The 16442-nt window shown below is 61.1% G+C and carries 16 protein-coding genes; 12 read left to right on the forward strand and 4 right to left on the reverse strand.

From position 1 onward, the window contains the following. The first annotated feature begins 6 nt into the window (after positions 1-6). From J2W17_RS14020 to rsd, 4 genes are all read left to right on the forward strand, one after another. Entirely contained in the window at positions 7-1149 is a 1143-nt protein-coding gene (locus J2W17_RS14020; protein ID WP_307334796.1) for a uroporphyrinogen-III C-methyltransferase, read from the forward strand. Further along, positions 1146-2384, forward strand: coding sequence for a heme biosynthesis protein HemY (locus tag J2W17_RS14025; RefSeq protein ID WP_307334798.1), 1239 nt, complete (start codon positions 1146-1148; stop codon positions 2382-2384). The genes J2W17_RS14020 and J2W17_RS14025 overlap by 4 nt, the downstream gene beginning before the upstream one ends. Positions 2385-2664: 280 nt before the next feature. Further along, entirely contained in the window at positions 2665-3216 is a 552-nt protein-coding gene (locus J2W17_RS14030) for a disulfide bond formation protein B (protein ID WP_307334800.1), read from the forward strand. Positions 3217-3394: 178 nt separating this feature from the next. Beyond that, the gene (gene rsd / locus J2W17_RS14035) at positions 3395-3853 is read left to right on the forward strand and encodes a sigma D regulator (RefSeq protein WP_150798684.1); all 459 of its coding nucleotides are present in this window, start codon (positions 3395-3397) and stop codon (positions 3851-3853) included. 76 nt (positions 3854-3929) lie between these two features. Here rsd and J2W17_RS14040 read toward each other — a convergent pair whose 3' ends face one another. Further along, entirely contained in the window at positions 3930-4595 is a 666-nt protein-coding gene (locus J2W17_RS14040; RefSeq protein ID WP_307334803.1) for an FKBP-type peptidyl-prolyl cis-trans isomerase, read from the reverse strand. A gap of 192 nt (positions 4596-4787) precedes the next feature. On the opposite strand from J2W17_RS14040, the gene J2W17_RS14045 reads away from it, so the two are divergent. Beyond that, entirely contained in the window at positions 4788-5885 is a 1098-nt protein-coding gene (locus tag J2W17_RS14045) for an AlgP family protein (RefSeq protein ID WP_307334805.1), read from the forward strand. Here the strand turns inward: J2W17_RS14045 and J2W17_RS14050 are convergent. After that, a complete protein-coding gene (locus tag J2W17_RS14050; protein WP_307334807.1) occupies positions 5882-6346 on the reverse strand; it encodes a TIGR02444 family protein in 465 nt (154 codons plus the stop codon). The genes J2W17_RS14045 and J2W17_RS14050 overlap by 4 nt on opposite strands. A 50-nt stretch (positions 6347-6396) precedes the next feature. Here J2W17_RS14050 and abc-f point away from each other — a divergent pair, with 50 nt between their 5' ends. From abc-f to J2W17_RS14075, 5 genes are all read left to right on the forward strand, one after another. Then, on the forward strand, positions 6397-8307 hold the full coding sequence (gene abc-f / locus J2W17_RS14055) for a ribosomal protection-like ABC-F family protein (protein ID WP_307334809.1): 1911 nt from the start codon (positions 6397-6399) through the stop codon (positions 8305-8307). Then, entirely contained in the window at positions 8307-8888 is a 582-nt protein-coding gene (locus tag J2W17_RS14060) for a mechanosensitive ion channel family protein (protein ID WP_307334811.1), read from the forward strand. The genes abc-f and J2W17_RS14060 overlap by 1 nt, the downstream gene beginning before the upstream one ends. Positions 8889-9113: 225 nt before the next feature. Next, the gene (gene rhtB / locus J2W17_RS14065; protein WP_150747929.1) at positions 9114-9746 is read left to right on the forward strand and encodes a homoserine/homoserine lactone efflux protein; all 633 of its coding nucleotides are present in this window, start codon (positions 9114-9116) and stop codon (positions 9744-9746) included. 254 nt (positions 9747-10000) lie between these two features. Next, on the forward strand, positions 10001-11899 hold the full coding sequence (locus J2W17_RS14070) for a cytochrome c/FTR1 family iron permease (protein WP_307334812.1): 1899 nt from the start codon (positions 10001-10003) through the stop codon (positions 11897-11899). Between the two features lie 125 nt (positions 11900-12024). Then, positions 12025-12480, forward strand: a complete 456-nt coding sequence (locus tag J2W17_RS14075) for a YaiI/YqxD family protein (RefSeq protein ID WP_307334814.1) — start codon at positions 12025-12027, stop codon at positions 12478-12480. Positions 12481-12575: 95 nt separating this feature from the next. On the opposite strand, the gene elbB is transcribed toward J2W17_RS14075, so the two are convergent. Then, positions 12576-13244, reverse strand: coding sequence for an isoprenoid biosynthesis glyoxalase ElbB (gene elbB / locus J2W17_RS14080; protein ID WP_307334816.1), 669 nt, complete (start codon positions 13242-13244; stop codon positions 12576-12578). Between the two features lie 115 nt (positions 13245-13359). On the opposite strand from elbB, the gene J2W17_RS14085 reads away from it, so the two are divergent. Then, a complete protein-coding gene (locus J2W17_RS14085; protein ID WP_307334818.1) occupies positions 13360-14595 on the forward strand; it encodes a sterol desaturase family protein in 1236 nt (411 codons plus the stop codon). On the opposite strand, the gene J2W17_RS14090 is transcribed toward J2W17_RS14085, so the two are convergent. Next, positions 14576-15208 (reverse strand): DedA family protein, encoded by a 633-nt coding sequence (locus tag J2W17_RS14090; protein ID WP_064680375.1) that lies wholly within the window; start codon positions 15206-15208, stop codon positions 14576-14578. The two genes, J2W17_RS14085 and J2W17_RS14090, sit on opposite strands and share 20 nt — an antisense overlap. Positions 15209-15413: 205 nt before the next feature. On the opposite strand from J2W17_RS14090, the gene hemB reads away from it, so the two are divergent. After that, positions 15414-16427 (forward strand): porphobilinogen synthase, encoded by a 1014-nt coding sequence (hemB, locus tag J2W17_RS14095; RefSeq protein WP_307334820.1) that lies wholly within the window; start codon positions 15414-15416, stop codon positions 16425-16427. Positions 16428-16442 lie beyond the last annotated feature (15 nt).

A 16442-nucleotide genomic window follows, 5' to 3' on the forward strand; every position in this document is an offset into this window, starting at 1 on the left:
GGATACGTGAGCGAAACAGCCTTGCCTAAAGATGATGTCCAGCCAGTGCTCGATGCACCGGTTGAAACGCCTCCACCTGCTCAAGTGCAGCACCGAGGCAATGGCCTGGCAATGGTCGCGCTGCTGCTGGGCGCCGCCGGTGTTGCCGTGGGGGGCTGGGGCGTCTGGCAGGTGCGTCACCTGCAAGCCAATAACCAGCAGCAACTGGATCAGGTGCAGGCGTTGAACGATCAGGCGCAAAGCCTGAAGCTCAACGAACAGCGCCTGACTGCGCGCCTTGAACAATTGCCCGCAGCCGACGAGCTTGCAGCTCGCAGTCGTCTGGTGGTCCAGCTCCAGGGCGACCAGCAGCGCCTGAACCAGCGACTGGAAACTGTCCTCGGCGCCAGCCGCAAGGATTGGCGCCTGGCCGAAGCCGAGCATTTGTTGCGTCTGGCCAGCCTGCGTCTTTCCGCGCTGCAGGACATCAGCAGCGCTCAGGCCCTGGTGCAGGGTGCCGATGAAATTCTCCGCGAACAGAACGATCCGGGTTCCTTTGCCGCGCGCGAACAGGTTGCCAAAACGCTGGTAGCGTTGCGTAGCACTGAACAGCCGGACCGCACCGGGCTGTTCCTGCGCCTGGGGGCGCTGCGCGACCAGGTGATCAACCTCACGGAACTGGCGCCCGAGTACAAGGATCGTGGCGAATCCCTGCTGGGACTGACCGCCGATGGCGACGGTGCCAGTCGCTGGGCGCAATGGTGGGATCAGATCTCGCGCTATATCCGCATCGATTTCAATGCCGACAAAAACGTTCGTCCGTTGCTGGCAGGGCAAAGCCTGAGTCAGGTGCGCCTGGCCCTGAGTCTGGCCCTGGAGCAGGCGCAGTGGGCCGCACTCAATGGTCAGTCCGCCGTATACACCCAGGCGATGGTCGAGGCGCGGGATGTGCTCAAGGGCAACTTCAACCCGGACAACCCTCAGAGCAAAGTAATGCTTGAGCAGGTGGGTGAGTTGAGCAAGCAGCCGGTGAGTGTGGTCACGCCGGATCTGACCGGTACGCTGAGCGCGGTCCAGGGGTATCTGGAACGGCGTAATGTCAACGCCGAGGATTCCGTCAAACCGATGGCCAAACCTGCCGCGAGCACCGAACCGGAGGCCACGCCATGAAACGCCTCTACGTGATCGTGTTCCTGGTCATCGCCGCCGCCGCGGCACTGGGGCTGGCGATTGCCGAGCATTCCGGCTACGTGCTGATCGCCTACAAGAGCTTTCGTTTTGAGTCGAGCCTGTGGGCGACCCTGGCCCTGGTCGCCGTGCTCTGGCTGGTGTTCTGGGGAATCAAGGCGTTGGTCGAACTGGTGATGACCTCCAGCGGCGTGGTCAACCCCTGGTCGCGGCGCAATCGCAGTCGCCGGGTGCAAGTGGCGATCGAACACGGGCAGCTGGATCTGGCCGAAGGGCGCTGGGCCAGTGCGCAGCGTCATCTGCATCGGGCTGCCGAAGCCGAGCGCCAACCGCTGCTGTACTACCTGGGCGCTGCCCGCGCGGCGAACGAGCTGGGTCACTACGAGGAAAGCGACAAGCTGCTGGAGCGCGCCCTCGAACGACAGCCTCAGGCCGAGCTGGCAATCGCCTTGAGTCACGCTCAATTACAGACGGATCGCGGCGACACCGACGGCGCCCTGGTGACCCTGGAGGCCATGCGCGCGCGTCATCCGCGTAACGTCCAGACCTTGCGCCAGTTGCATCGCCTGCATCAACAGCGTGGCGACTGGTCGGCGGTGATTCGCCTGCTGCCGGAACTGCGCAAGGACAAGGTCCTGCCACCGGCCGAACTGGCCGAACTGGAACGCCGGGCCTGGGGGGAAAACCTGTCCCTGGCTGCGCAGCAGGAAGCGGACGGAACGGTAGGGTTGCAATCGCTCAACCGCGCCTGGCAGCAGCTCACCTCCGAGCAGCGTCAGGAGCCGCAACTGGTGCTCGCCTATGCCGAGCAACTGCGGCAACTGGGGGCCCAGGTCGAAGCCGAAGAGGTCCTGCGCGTAGCTCTCAAACGCAACTACGACAGTCATCTGGCGCGCCTGTACGGGCTGGTTCGCGGCAGTGATCCGGCACGTCAGCTGCACACTGCGGAAGGCTGGCTCAAGGATCATGCGGCCGACCCGAGCCTGTTGCTGACCCTGGGGCGCCTGTGTCTGCAGAGCAGTCTATGGGGCAAGGCCCGGGACTACCTGGAAAGCAGCCTGCGCATGCAGCGCAATCCGGAAGCCTGCGCGGAACTGGCGCGATTGCTGGCGCAACTGGGCGACACTCAGCGCAGCAATCAGCTGTTCCAGGAGGGCTTGGGCCTGTTGGATGAGCGCCTGCTGGCGGCGCCGTTGCCGGTACCGGTCCACGCTTGATGCCTTCCGGTTCACACCATCGTGCAGCGATGGCTGACAGAAAACCTGCGGCGGGTGAACTCGCCGCAGACAAACCCCTCTCGCAGGGTGCGTCTTTGGTGAGCGAATTTTTACCTTTTAGTCCGTCGGCGGAATAATCCTACAAGGGACTACACCTGATCCTCTCGCTTCTGTCGGAAATTCCCCAAACATCTGCTGAACTGTCCCTGCCGACGTGCCTTGTAAGGCTAGCGCGCTTTACTCTACCGTAACCGCCTGTCTCCACTGTTACGGAAAAGCCATGTCTTTGGCCTGCTCACGCTCCTTGTTTTTCATGGCTTTCATTGCAGGCGCCCTGGCCCTGGGTGTTTCCTATTACCTGGAATATTCAGTCGGCCTCCATCCTTGCGGGTTGTGTCTGTTGCAACGGATTTGCCTGGCGCTGCTCACGGGGATCTGCCTGATGGCTTCGGTGCATGGTCCCGGACGCTTCGGTACCTTCATGTATTGGCTGCTCGGTCTTTGTTGCACGCTGGCAGGTACTTTCACTGCATTGCGGCAGGTACTGTTGCAAAGCGAGCCGGTGCATCAGCTTTCAAACTGCGTTCCCAATCTGGCGGACCTGTTCGCCACCAGGCCCTGGATGTTCGTGGTGCAGCAGATGTTCGAAGGCACGACTGAATGCGCGTACATTTCCTGGACATTGTTCGACCTGAGCATTCCGGAGTGGAGCCTGCTGTTCTTCGTCGGGATGATGATCCTGGGGGTTTGCCAGCTGTTGCGGCTGGTCTGGGTCGCGTGTCGGCGACCGCTCAGCGGCGAGTCGTCGCACCGGGCCCTGGTGGGTGATTAAACACTTGTATGAACTTTATCTCCTGCGTACCTTGAAGCCATTGTCGCGCGGGCATAATCTGGCCCGCACGTGTCATTGGAATTATGTTGCTCGAATGACGCTCTGCCTGGCCGACACTTGATGTTCAAGCTTGCGACAGGTGTAGGGCAGCATGACCCACAAGGGAAGAGAGACCGCCATGCTCGAAAGTTGTCAGAATGCTCAGGAACGTTGGGGTGGAGTTCATCTGCTGATCGACCGCTGGTTGCAGGAGCGTCACGAACTGGTTCGGGCCTATGATGATCTCGGCGCCAAGCCTGAGGCTCTGGGTGAAAACCGAAAACCGCTGCAGGAATTCTGCGGAGTGCTGGTCGACTACGTGTCTGCCGGGCATTTCGAGATCTACGAACAGCTGACGGGGGAAGCCAAGGCTTTCAACGACAAGCGCGGCCTGGAACTGGCCGAGACGATCTATCCGCGCATCGATGTCATCACCGAGAAGTTGCTCGCATTCAACGACCTCTGTGATGCAGGTAAATGCGTCGCCGAGAAGTTCAAGGAGTTGGGTGGCCTGTTGCACGAGCGCTTCGAACTGGAAGACTGCCTGATCGAAGTGCTGCACACGGCTCACAAGGAAGAGGACCCGGTTCAGGCCTGAACCCTTTTCCAGGACCTGCCTTGCTGCAAGATGTTGAAAACGGTGCGCCATGCGCGCCGTTTTTCGTTTCGGCCGTTCAGCCCGTAGCGCCGCGTAATTCGACTTCGAACACCAGCGGCGTGAACGGCGCGATCAGGTCGCCAGCACCGTCGGCACCATAGGCTTGGGCCGATGGAATCACCAATCGCCACTTGGCGCCGACCGGCATCTGTTGCAAGGCACTGCGCCATCCGCTGATCACGCTGTCGAGACTGAACCACTGCGGCTGACTGTTCTGATCGAACACTGAGCCGTCGGGAAGCCGACCGACATACATCACCTGGACCTTGCCGTTTGGGCCGGCTTTTGCGCCGGTGCCTGGAGTCAGTTCCGTCAGCAATATTCCGTCTGCCAATTCGCGAACCCCGGGTTTGGCTTTTTCCCCGGCGAGAAAGCGCTGTTCATTTTCGAGGGCGACTTCGCTTTGCGGCATGGCGGGTCGCTCGGCAACCTGGGCTTCGTGCTCGGCAAGAATCTGTTCGATCTGCTCATCTCTGAGTGCCAGGGGTTTGCCTTGATAGGCTTGCTGCAATCCGTCGACCAGCGCTTGAAGTTGCAGATCGGGGACCTCTTGGCGCAAGCGTTCGCCAAGGCTTGCGCCCAGGCTGTAGGCAAGTTCTCGGGCGTCGTTTTCCGTGGATTTTTCCGCGGCCTGTGCCACGGAAAAAAACACGCAAAGAGATAAAAAAAGGAAACGCGACATGGGCACTCTCCGACCTGAGATGCGATGGATTATGCCAGTGTGAATGCGCTTGACGGTGAACTGGTTTGACGCAGGCGCAGAACATTTTCCATCCCGAGCAACGCAGTGCTTTGGTTACTGTCAACATGCCCTAGCGGCGGTAGCAGCAGAGGTCTAGTATGGGCCGCACCCACGTCAGCCAGGAGGTAAACCATGTCGGCCACCAAGAAGCCTGTAAATACTCCGTTGCACTTACTCCAACAACTCTCGGGCAGCCTGCTCGAGCATTTGGAAACCGCTTGTTCCCAAGCCTTGGCTGATGCTGAAAAACTGCTCGCCAAACTGGAAAAGCAACGCGGCAAAGCACAGGAAAAACTGCACAAGTCCCGCACCAAAGTGCAGGACGCTGCGTCGGCCGGCAAGGCCAAGGCGCAGACCAAAGCCAAGGACGCAGTGAAGGAGCTCGAGGACTTGCTCGACGCCCTCAAGGATCGTCAATCCGAAACCCGCAGCTACATCCTGCAACTCAAGCGCGATGCTCAAGAAAGCCTGAAACTGGCCCAGGGTGTCGGTCGTGTACAAGAGGCTGTCGGCAAGGCGTTGTCCCTGCGTTCCGCCAAGTCCGCTGCGGCACCTGCGAAGAAAGCCGCTGCCAAACCGGCTGCTGCAAAAGCATCGGCCAAGCCTGCTGCGGCTCCTGTTAAAAAAACCGCCGCCAAGGCACCGGTGAAGGCCGTAGCAAAACCAGCCGCTAAAACGGCGGCGAAAAAACCGGTGGCTGCCAGCGCTGCGAAACCAGCTGCCAGATCCACGGCTGCCAAACCTGCCGCTGCGAAAACAACGGCTGCCAAACCTGCTGCAAGAACCGCCGCGGCGAAACCGGCCGTGGCGAAAACCGCCGCTGCAAACCCTGCTGCTAAAACTGCCACTGCGAAAACTGCCACCAAGCCTGCTGCCGCTAAAACCGCTGCCAAGCCGGCTGCAAATCCAACTGCAAAAACAACTGCAAAAACAACTGCAAAAACAACTGCAAAAACCGCTGTCGCCAAGCCAGCGACTGCCGCAAAAACTGCCGCGGCCAAACCTGTAGCTGCCAAGCCAGCTGCAAAACCAGCCGCCAAGCCTGCAGCCAAAGCAGCCGTGAGAAAACCGGCCGCCACGGCCAAGCCGATCCCTGCGCCCGCTGCCAAGCCAGTGACGCCAGAGCCGTCTGCTTCTGCAGCGCCTGCAGCAACCAACTCGACCACCTCGCCTGCGCCAACGCCAGCCGCTTCGTCGAGCACCAGCAATACCCCAACCAGCGCCTCCTAAGCGCCGGTTGCCGCGACGCGCAGCTGATGCAGCGCGTCGCGGTCCAGGTGGGCGGCGCCTGCCGTCACACCTTCCAGCCAGGCCGATAGATCGGTCACCCCACACTGCGGCCAACTGTGTGCCGTTCTCTCCAGCCGCAATAGCAGGTGTCGCTCGGCTTCGAGCTCCAGTGCCTTCACCTGTTCGCGCAATGCATTGAGTTCGATGTCTGAAGCGGCAGCGGTTTTCCATTGCATGCGCAATGCCCGCAGCGGCTTTACAACATCGGCGTCCCATGGCTCGGCCAGGTTGCGAAGCAGCCGCAATCGTTGCTCGTTGCAGGCAACACCTTGCTGTCCCAGCCACAGCCCACACAGCAGCAGGCACACATTGGCGCCCGTCGACTGCAATTCCAGGCACGCGGTTTCGACGCCGGGACGGGCGTAGGTGTCAAGGGAAAAGCTCCACAGGTCAGGGGACATCGTGCTACTCGCGCCAGTTGCGAGCGAAGCTGGTAGACTCCGCCGCCATTATGATCCGACTTCAGAACCTGACTTTACAGCGTGGCCCGCAACGTCTGCTAGAAGACGCCGAGCTGACTCTGCACGCCGGCCACAAAGCCGGCCTCATCGGTGCCAACGGCGCCGGCAAATCGAGCCTGTTCGCCTTGCTCCTGGGTGACCTGCATCCGGACTCGGGTGATTGCTTGCTGCCGGCGGACTGGCGCATCGCCCACATGCGCCAGGAGATCGACACCCTCGATCGGATCGCGGTCGACTACGTGCTCGATGGCGACCTGCGCCTGCGAGAGGTGCAACGCGACCTCGCCGCCGCCGAAGCGGCGCATGACGGTGCCGCTCAGGCCCGCCTGCACGCCGAGCTCGACAGTGCCGACGGATACACCGCCGACGCCCGGGCGCGCAAGCTCCTGGCCGGTTTGGGCTTCACCAACGATCAGATGGATCGACAGGTAGGAAGTTTCTCCGGTGGCTGGCGGATGCGTCTGAATCTGGCGCAGGCTTTGATGTGTCCCTCGGACCTGTTGCTGCTCGACGAACCGACCAACCACCTGGATCTCGACGCCATCATCTGGCTTGAAGAGTGGCTCAAAAGCTACCCCGGCACCTTGATGCTGATTTCCCACGACCGCGACTTCCTCGATGCCGTGGTCGATCACGTGGCTCACGTCGATCAACGCAAGATCACCCTGTACCGCGGTGGTTATACCGCGTTCGAACGCGCCCGTGCCGAGCGTCTGGCCCAGCAACAGCAGGCCTACGAGAAGCAGCAGGCGCAACGTGCGCACATGGAAAGCTACATCGCCCGCTTCAAGGCCCAGGCTACCAAGGCCCGTCAGGCCCAGAGCCGGATCAAGGCGCTGGAGCGGATGGAAGAGTTGTCTGCCGCCCACGTCGATTCGCCGTTCGACTTTGTCTTCCGCGAGTCGACGAAGATCTCCAGTCCGTTGATCGACCTGTCCGATGCTCGCTTGGGTTACGGCGACAAAACCGTGCTGGAGAAGGTCAAGCTGCAATTGACCCCTGGCGCGCGAATCGGTTTGCTCGGCCCCAACGGCGCAGGTAAATCGACCCTTATCAAGAACCTCTCCGGTGAGCTCGAACCCCTGGCCGGTCGACTGACCCGCGGCGAGAACACCGTGGTCGGTTACTTCGCCCAACACCAACTGGACTCCCTGGATTCCAAGGCCAGCCCGTTGCTGCACCTGCAGCGTCTGGCGCCGACCGAGCGCGAGCAGACCCTGCGTGACTTCCTTGGCGGTTTCGACTTCCGTGGCGCGCGGATCGACGAACCTGTGCTGAATTTCTCCGGTGGCGAGAAGGCCCGCCTGGCCTTGGCGTTGATCGCCTGGGGCCGGCCGAACCTGTTGCTGCTCGACGAACCGACCAACCACCTGGACCTGGAAATGCGCCTGGCGCTGACCATGGCGCTGCAGGAGTTCACCGGTGCGGTACTGGTGGTCTCCCACGACCGTCATTTGCTTAAAAGCACCACCGACAATTTCTACCTGGTGGCGGACGGCAAGGTCGAGGAATTCGACGGCGACCTGGAAGACTACACCCGGTGGCTGGTGGAGTACCGCCAGCGCAATGCCCCGGTCAGTAATACCCCGGTCAATCCGGACAAGACCGACAAGAAAGCCCAGCGCCAGGCCGCAGCGGCGCTGCGCCAGCAACTGGCCCCGCACAAGCGCGAGGCTGACAAGCTCGAAGCCGAGCTGGGCAAGCTGCACGAGAAACTGGCGAAAATCGATGCCGGCCTTGGCGACAGCGACATCTACGAACCGGCGCGCAAGAACGATTTGCGTGATCTGCTGGCTGAACAGGCCAAGCTAAAGGTGCGTGAAGCCGAACTGGAAGAAGCCTGGATGGAAGCCCTGGAATTGCTCGAAAGCATGCAGGCGGAGTTGGAGGCGCTGTCTTGATGGAGGCCTTCAAGCTGCCGCTGTCGGCCATGTGGATCGAGCCGCTCTGGCTCTTCGGCCAAATCCTGCTGATTCTGTTGGCGGGCTACATCGCCCAGCGCTTCGTCGCCAAGTGCCTGACCCGCCTGGGCGAGCGCTATCCATTGCCGCCGCAACTGCTGATGCCGCTGCGCGGCGGGCTGCGCTGGCTCATCATGGGCAGTGCGCTGATCTTCGTCCTGGAACGCCTCGGGGTCTCGGCCACGGTGCTCTGGACGGCGTTGTCGGGCTTCGTCGCGGTGGCGGCGGTGGCGTTCTTCGCCATGTGGAGCGTGCTCTCCAACCTGCTCTGCGCCATCCTGATCTTTACCGTAGGTCCATTCCGCATCGGTGACGTGGTCGAACTGGTGGACACCACCGACAAGCTCGGGGTCAAGGGGCGGGTGGTGGCGATCAATCTGCTTTACACCACGTTGATCGAGGCTGAAGAACTCGGCACCGGTAGCGCGATGGTGCAGGTGCCCAACAGTTTGTTCTTCCAGCGTTCGGTTCGGCGTTGGCGGGGTAGCGATGTATTTCCTTCGAATGGGTTCGGGAAATAGATTTTCTGTCGCCTGAAGCACTGCTTTCGCGAGCAGGCTCGCTCCCACAGTTAGACCGAGTCGTTAATGAGCACGCGGTCACCTGTGGGAGCGAGCCTGCTCGCGAAGGGGCCCTATAGCTGCAAACGCCGGTCGGCAGGCGCTACATTGTGCAAAAATCGATAGTCACTAGCTCAAAGCCGCATTAGCTTAGACATCTGTCACGAGTCCGAGTCGAGGTGAGCAATGGAGCTTCAAACATGGCTGGCGTTCTTTGCCGCCTGCTGGGTGATCAGCCTTTCCCCTGGTGCCGGCGCCATTGCGTCGATGTCCAGCGGCCTGCAATACGGTTTCTGGCGCGGCTACTGGAACGCCCTGGGCCTGCAATTGGGCCTGGCGGTGCAGATCGCGATTGTCGGCGCCGGGGTTGGCGCCATTCTCACCGCGTCGGCCACGGCGTTCTACGCGATCAAATGGTTCGGCGTGGCCTATCTGGTTTTCCTTGCGATCAAGCAATGGCGAGCGCTGCCCAGCGACATGAGCGATGACGCGGCCGTGCGGCAGATCGGCAAGCCGATGGCTCTGGTGTTCCGTGGTTTTCTGGTGAATATCAGCAACCCCAAGGCGCTGGTGTTCATGCTGGCGGTCTTGCCGCAGTTCATCGACCCTCACGCACCGCTGCTGGCTCAATACCTGATCATCGGTGTGACCATGGTCTTTGTGGACCTGATTGTCATGGCTGGCTACACCGGGTTGGCGTCCAAAGTGCTGCGGATGTTGCGCACACCCAAGCAGCAAAGACGCATGAACCGTACATTTGCCGGCCTGTTCATTGGCGCGGCGGCGTTCATGGCGACGCTGCGTAAAGTCGCTGTCTGATTTCTGTCGGCCACAAAACTTTCAATTTAACACCCTGTAGGAGCGAGCTCGCTCGCGATGGACTTCAACGATAACGCGTTTCTTTTGAATGGACGCGTTGCCCTTAAGACCATCGCGAGCGAGCTCGCTCCTACAGGGTTCGTTTTTTATTCGTTTAAATTTTGCAGGCGTAGCGATATCAGCGAACAAAGCTTGAGTGAATCGCATTGGAAGTGAACAATGTGTTACTTCGTATTTCCAATTGAGATGCATTCATGACTGCCCCGTCCCGTTTTCTGGCCTGGCTGGTATTGCCGTTGTTGGCGCTGTGCAGTTTCAATCTGCTGGCCGACACCGTGGAAGGCGCGCCGCAAGCGCTGCATTTGCTCGATTATATTGGCGCGGACTACCCACAGACCGTGCAAGCGGGCAAGGTCATCGACGAGTCCGAATACCGCGAGCAACTGGAATTCATCCAGGTGCTGCAAGGCTTGATCGTCGCGCTGCCGGTCAAGCCGGAGAAGGCCGGGCTCGAGCAGGGTGTCGGAACGCTGCGCACTGCGATCGCAGCGCGCCAGGACGGCGCGGACGTGGCCCGCCAGGCACGGCAACTCGGCGCGAAGCTGGCGGTGGCCTATGAAGTCAGCCAGGCCCCGATCATCACCCCGGACCCGACTCGCGGAGCGCCGCTGTATGCCCAGCACTGTTCGGTCTGCCACGGCGATACGGGTGCCGGCGATGGTCCCGCGGGCGTCGGCCTGACACCGCCGCCAGCGAATCTGCGTGATGCCGCGCGCCTGGATCACCTGAGCCTCTATGCGATCTACAACACCTTGGGCCTGGGGGTCGAAGGCACCGATATGCCTGCCTTCGCCGATCAACTGGACGATCGCCAGCGTTGGGATCTGGCGACCTATGTCGCCAGCTTCAGTGCCGATCCGGCTGCCGCCCAAGGTGCGAAGGCCTACAACATCGCGGATCTGGCGCGCCAGACGCCGGCAGAAGTGCAGGCCGTCGACGGCCTGCAAGCCGCGGCGACCTTCCGTGCGCAGCGCGCTCAACCGCCCCAGGTCAAGCGTGGCCCGGCGCAATTGCTCGACTACACCGCCGAGACGCTGGACAAGAGCCTCGCCGCTTATCGTGCCGGCGATCGCGATCAGGCCTATGACCTGTCGGTGGCGGCGTACCTGGAAGGCTTCGAACTGGTCGAAAGCTCCCTGGACAACGTCGACGCCAACGTGCGTAAAGACACTGAAAAATCCCTGATGGCGTACCGTCAATCGTTGCAGGACGGACTGCCCGTGGCCCAGGCCCAGCTGCGCCTGGACGCGGCCAAGGCCAAGTTGCAGCAAGCCGCCGGCCTGTTGGGCAGCGATGGCTTGAGCTGGTCCCTGAGTTATATCTCCGGCTTGCTGATCCTGCTGCGTGAAGGACTGGAAGCGATCCTGGTGCTGGCAGCGATACTCGCGTTCCTGCGCAATACCGGCCAGCAATCGGCGGTGCGCAGCGTCAACGTCGGCTGGGGCCTGGCTTTGCTGGCCGGCCTCGGGACCTGGGCATTGGCAGCGTACGTGATCGATGTCAGCGGCTCGCAACGCGAGTTGCTCGAAGGTGCGACGGCACTGTTTGCCAGCGTCATGGTGCTGTGGCTCGGCGTGTGGATGCACGACCGACGCCATGCTGCAGCCTGGCAGGATTACATCAAGAGCAGCCTGGTGGGCGGCGGCGGACGTTTCGGCTTTGCGACCCTGGCGTTCTTCTCGGTCTATCGCGAACTGTTCGAAGTGATCCTGTTCTATGAAACCCTGTGGTTGCAGGCCGGCCCTGCGGGTCATGACGCAGTGCTGGCCGGGGGGGCGACAGCGCTGGTGTTGCTGGTCGGTCTGGCCTGGGTGATCCTGCGCGGCTCGGCGAAACTGCCGCTGTCGTTGTTCTTCAGCATCAACGCCGGGCTGCTGTGCGCGCTGTCGGTGGTGTTTGCCGGGCATGGCGTGAAGGCATTGCAGGAAGCCGGGATTTTCGGCACGCGGCCGGTGCCGTTCTTTGACTTCGACTGGCTGGGGATCCACGCGGATGCGTATTCGCTGAGTGCGCAGGTGGTGGCGATCCTGGCGATCATCGTGTTGTACGGTCGTAGTTGGGTGGCTGAGAAGCGGCGGGAGCAGGTTTCTTAAACAGCATTCGCTGCGCTCATCATCGCGGGCAAGTCGGACCGCCGCACCGCCGCTCACACAGGGTTTAGCGTTAACCTTGTGGGAGCGGGCTTGCCCGCGATGCTTTTCAATAGAGGAAAAATATGATGCGTGTGTGGATCGATGCTGACGCCTGCCCCCGGGCCGCCAAGGATCTGGTGGTGAAGTTCGCACTCAAGCGCCAGTTCGAAGTGGTGCTGGTGGCCGGGCAGCCGCAGATCAAGCCGGGCCTGGCCTTGGTGAAGCTGATCGTGGTGCCCAGTGGTCCGGATGCGGCCGATGACTATCTGGTGGAGCACGCGGTGCCCGGTGAGCTGGTGATTTGCAGCGATGTGCCGCTGGCGGACCGCCTGGTGAAAAAGGGAGTTGCGGCGCTGGATCCACGTGGCAAGGAATTCGATTCCCAGAACATGGGCGATCGACTCGCGGTGCGCAATCTGTTCACCGACTTGCGCGAGCAGGGGCAGATGAGCGGGGGACCGGCACCTTTCGGCGACCGCGAGAAGCAGGCATTTGCCAATGCGCTGGACCGAATCCTCACCCGACTTTCGCGCCCCCTGTAGGAGCTGGCTTGCCAGCGAAGAGGCCATCACATCCAACATTGATGTCGCCTGACACACCGCCTTCGCCAGCAAGCCGGCTCCTGCCGTAATTCATGTCAGGCGTCGTTTTCGTGGGTCAGTTCGAGCACGCGGTCGACCAGTTTGTTGATGCCGGAAGCCGCCTCGCCAATCGATTGCGCCAGCATGTACGCCGGCGTGCTGACCAGCTTGCGCGCCTTGTCTTCGACGATTTCAGTCACCGCGCACTCTGCGTGTGTCGCCCCCATCTTGTTCATCGCGGCGGCCGTGTCGGCATCGTTACCGATGGTGCAGGTCACGCCCGGTCCATAGATCTTGGCCGCCAGCGCCGGCGAAATGCAGATCAGCCCCACCGGCTTGCCCGCTTCGGCAAAGGCTTCGGCCAACGCCAGGACTTCCGGTTGCACGGTGCAGCCGGCACCTTCGATGGCGAAGTTCGACAGGTTCTTGGCCGAGCCGAACCCGCCAGGAACGATCAGCGCATCGAACGCTTCAACGTCCGCTTCACGAATATCCTTGATGTTGCCCCGGGCAATTCGCGCCGACTCCACCAGCACATTGCGCGACTCGGGCATTTCTTCGCCGGTCAGGTGGTTGATCACATGTAACTGCGCAATGTTCGGTGCGAAACACTGCACCTGGGCGCCACGCTGGTCGAGACGCAGCAGGGTAATCACGCTCTCGTGGATCTCGGCGCCGTCGTAGACGCCACAGCCGGAAAGGATCACTGCAATTTTTTTGCTCATGGGCTTTTCTCCAGATTCATGGCGTTAAATGTCCACTAATTTGTCACTCGTTGCCATAGGGATAATTCGCGATTACACATAGGATCTGTCCTCAAGACACCGATCAGGGCGCGTCATGGACTTCATTCTGTATGCGGTGCCGTTTTTCTTCGTACTGATCGCCATCGAGCTGCTCGCCGACCGTCGGCGCGGCGTGAGCAATTACCGGGTGGCCGACGCGATCAACAGCATCAGCACCGGCGTGCTGTCGACCACCACGGGCTTGCTGACCAAGGGGGTCGGCCTGGTCACCTACGCATTTGCCCTCGAGCATCTGGCGCTGTTCGAACTCGCGGCCGACCGTGTCTGGGTCTGGGTGTTCGCCTTCGTCCTGTACGACTTCTGCTACTACTGGCTGCATCGCCTGGGCCACGAGCGCAACATCCTCTGGGCCGCGCATTCGGTGCATCACCAGAGCGAGGACTACAACCTCTCCACCGCCCTGCGCCAGACCAGCACCGGCTTTCTCCTGAGCTGGATCTTCTACCTGCCCATGGCCGTGCTGGGGGTGCCGCTGCTGGTGTTCGTCAGCGTCGCCGCATTGAACCTGCTGTATCAGTTCTGGGTGCATACCCGGCACATTCCCAAGCTCGGCTGGGTCGAGTGGTTTTTCGTCACGCCGTCCAATCATCGGGCTCACCATGCACAGAACGCTCTCTACATGGATCGCAACTACGGCGGGGTGTTCATTATTTGGGACCGTCTATTTGGCTCGTTCCAGGAAGAGGACGACAATGAACCGGTGATTTTCGGCGTGACCACGCCACTGGCGAGCTGGAATCCGTTGTGGGCCAACGTGCAGTTCTACGTGCAATTGTGGGATGACGCACGGCGAGCCGGGAGCAGTTGGGACAAGTTGCGGATCTGGTTCATGCGCACCGGTTGGCGGCCGGCGGATGTGGCGGCGAAGTACCCGATGAACAAACCGGACCTGAGTCGGTTTCGCAAATTCGAGGTGCCGCTGGACGGCCGTCAGCAGCTTTACGTGGCGTTGCAGTTTTGCGTCTACATCGCGCTGGGCAGCTACTTGATGAACCTGGAGCAGCATCTGCCGACGACCGCTCTGGTACTCGGCTGGAGCGCCGTGGCGCTGGGTTTGTTCGTGTTGGGCGTGGCCTTGGAGAATCGCCCATGGGCGTTGAAGCTGGAGCTGCTGCGACTGGCATCGAACCTGCCGCTGGTATGGCTGGCGCCAGTGGTCGGGCTGTGGCCTGCCAGTGCGGTGGGCTGGGTCGGGTTGCTCGGTTACAGCCTGCTCAGCGTGATCGGTCTCTACTGTTGCAGAAACCGCTTCACTCGACTGGCGTCTTAGGGCCGTCGATTTTGGCCTGTTCGGCTTTCAGGGCTTGCTCGTCGGCGTAGATTTTTTTCGCCAGACGGGCATTCTTGAAGCGCCGCCGTAGCCACAGGCAAAAGCCGACGACAAGCAGCGCGCCAAGCACCCACAGCTCGTACTTCTTGACGCTGCCGAGCATGCCTTCGAGTACTGCGCCGAAGTGGTACGCCGCAGCCGCCAGTGCGGCAGCCCAGATCGCGGCACCGATCCCGTTGAGCAGCAGATAACGTCCCGGCGGATAGCCCGACAGGCCGATCGCCACCGGCATCACCGTGCGCAGTCCATAAACGAAGCGGAAACTCAGGACCCAGATGTCCGGGTGCCTGCGGATATGTTCCAGCGCCCGGTCGCCCATCAATTGCCAGCGCGGTTTGCGTGCCAGCAACTTGCGGCCGTGCTTGCGCCCCAGGAAATACCACAGCTGATCACCGGCATAACTGCCGAGGAATGCCACGATCATCACCACTTTGAGGTCCATGTATCCGCGGAACGCGAGGAAGCCTGCGAGTACCAGAATGGTTTCGCCTTCGAAAAACGTGCCGAGAAAGAGGGCGAAGTAGCCGAATTCCTGAAGAAATTGTTGGAGCATTGTCTGGATGCTGGCGAAATGAACGCGCAGCCTAACCCTTCGTGCACATTCATGAAAGTGTCCAAATGTGTCTCGACGTGAACATTTCCTACAAGGAGAATGGAATGCGACTACATGTCACAGGTGCACATAACTGTAATACGACGGTCATAATGGTCGCTTATAACTGTCACGCTCGCCTCCCGCGCGGGCTCAGGAGTCTGCCGTGAGCTTTACCCCCGCCAACCGTTTGTTTCCTGCAACCCGTCTGCGACGCAACCGTCGTGATGATTTCTCTCGTCGACTGGTCCGTGAAAACGTTCTGACTGTCGACGACCTGATCTTGCCGGTGTTCGTGCTGGACGGTGAAAACCGTCGCGAGGCGGTGGCCTCGATGCCGGGCGTCGAGCGCATGACGGTTGATCTATTGCTCGAAGAAGCGGCCAAGTGGGTCGAGTTGGGCATTCCTGCAGTGGCCCTGTTCCCGGTGACGCCAGCGGAACTCAAATCTCTGGACGCCGCCGAAGCCTGGAACCCAGACGGCATTGCCCAGCGCGCCACCCGCGCATTGCGTGCGCAGTTTCCTGAATTGGGGGTGATCACCGACGTTGCCCTGGACCCGTTCACCACTCACGGTCAGGACGGCATTCTCGACGAAGAAGGCTACGTGCAGAACGACATTACGGTCGATGCACTGGTCAGGCAGGCCCTGTCCCACGCCGAGGCCGGTGCCCAGGTGGTGGCCCCGTCGGACATGATGGACGGTCGCATCCAGGCGATCCGCGAAGCCCTCGAGCTGGCCGATCACGTCAATGTGCGAATCATGGCCTACTCGGCGAAGTACGCCAGCGCCTATTACGGCCCGTTCCGCGATGCCGTGGGTTCGGCGCTGAACCTGGGCAAGGCCAACAAGGCCTCTTATCAGATGGACCCGGCCAACAGCAATGAAGCCCTGCACGAAGTGGCGGCGGACTTGTCAGAAGGCGCGGACATGGTCATGGTCAAGCCAGGTATGCCGTATCTGGACATCCTCTATCGGGTCAAAGAAGAATTCAAAGTGCCGACCTTTGTCTATCAGGTCAGCGGCGAATACGCCATGCACATGGCAGCGATCCAGAATGGCTGGTTGAGCGAAGGGGTTATTCTCGAATCCCTGACCGCTTTTAAACGTGCAGGCGCTGATGGCATCCTGACTTACTTTGCCGTCCGTGCCGCTCAATTGTTACGAGAGCAACAATAGCCCTCCCAGGAACAT

The organism is Pseudomonas lini (genome assembly GCF_030812475.1).
In the GTDB taxonomy this organism is placed as follows: domain Bacteria; phylum Pseudomonadota; class Gammaproteobacteria; order Pseudomonadales; family Pseudomonadaceae; genus Aquipseudomonas; species Aquipseudomonas lini_A.

Coding starts and splice junctions, on each gene's coding strand:
- elbB (WP_307334816.1), bottom strand. CDS start 13,244: ATGAGCAAAAAAATTGCAGTGATCCTTTCCGGCTGTGGCGTCTACGAC.
- J2W17_RS14025 (WP_307334798.1), top strand. CDS start 1,146: ATGAAACGCCTCTACGTGATCGTGTTCCTGGTCATCGCCGCCGCCGCG.
- J2W17_RS14090 (WP_064680375.1), bottom strand. CDS start 15,208: ATGCTCCAACAATTTCTTCAGGAATTCGGCTACTTCGCCCTCTTTCTC.
- J2W17_RS14060 (WP_307334811.1), top strand. CDS start 8,307: ATGGAGGCCTTCAAGCTGCCGCTGTCGGCCATGTGGATCGAGCCGCTC.
- rhtB (WP_150747929.1), top strand. CDS start 9,114: ATGGAGCTTCAAACATGGCTGGCGTTCTTTGCCGCCTGCTGGGTGATC.
- J2W17_RS14070 (WP_307334812.1), top strand. CDS start 10,001: ATGACTGCCCCGTCCCGTTTTCTGGCCTGGCTGGTATTGCCGTTGTTG.
- J2W17_RS14075 (WP_307334814.1), top strand. CDS start 12,025: ATGCGTGTGTGGATCGATGCTGACGCCTGCCCCCGGGCCGCCAAGGAT.
- J2W17_RS14045 (WP_307334805.1), top strand. CDS start 4,788: ATGTCGGCCACCAAGAAGCCTGTAAATACTCCGTTGCACTTACTCCAA.
- J2W17_RS14050 (WP_307334807.1), bottom strand. CDS start 6,346: ATGTCCCCTGACCTGTGGAGCTTTTCCCTTGACACCTACGCCCGTCCC.
- rsd (WP_150798684.1), top strand. CDS start 3,395: ATGCTCGAAAGTTGTCAGAATGCTCAGGAACGTTGGGGTGGAGTTCAT.
- J2W17_RS14085 (WP_307334818.1), top strand. CDS start 13,360: ATGGACTTCATTCTGTATGCGGTGCCGTTTTTCTTCGTACTGATCGCC.
- abc-f (WP_307334809.1), top strand. CDS start 6,397: ATGATCCGACTTCAGAACCTGACTTTACAGCGTGGCCCGCAACGTCTG.
- J2W17_RS14030 (WP_307334800.1), top strand. CDS start 2,665: ATGTCTTTGGCCTGCTCACGCTCCTTGTTTTTCATGGCTTTCATTGCA.
- J2W17_RS14040 (WP_307334803.1), bottom strand. CDS start 4,595: ATGTCGCGTTTCCTTTTTTTATCTCTTTGCGTGTTTTTTTCCGTGGCA.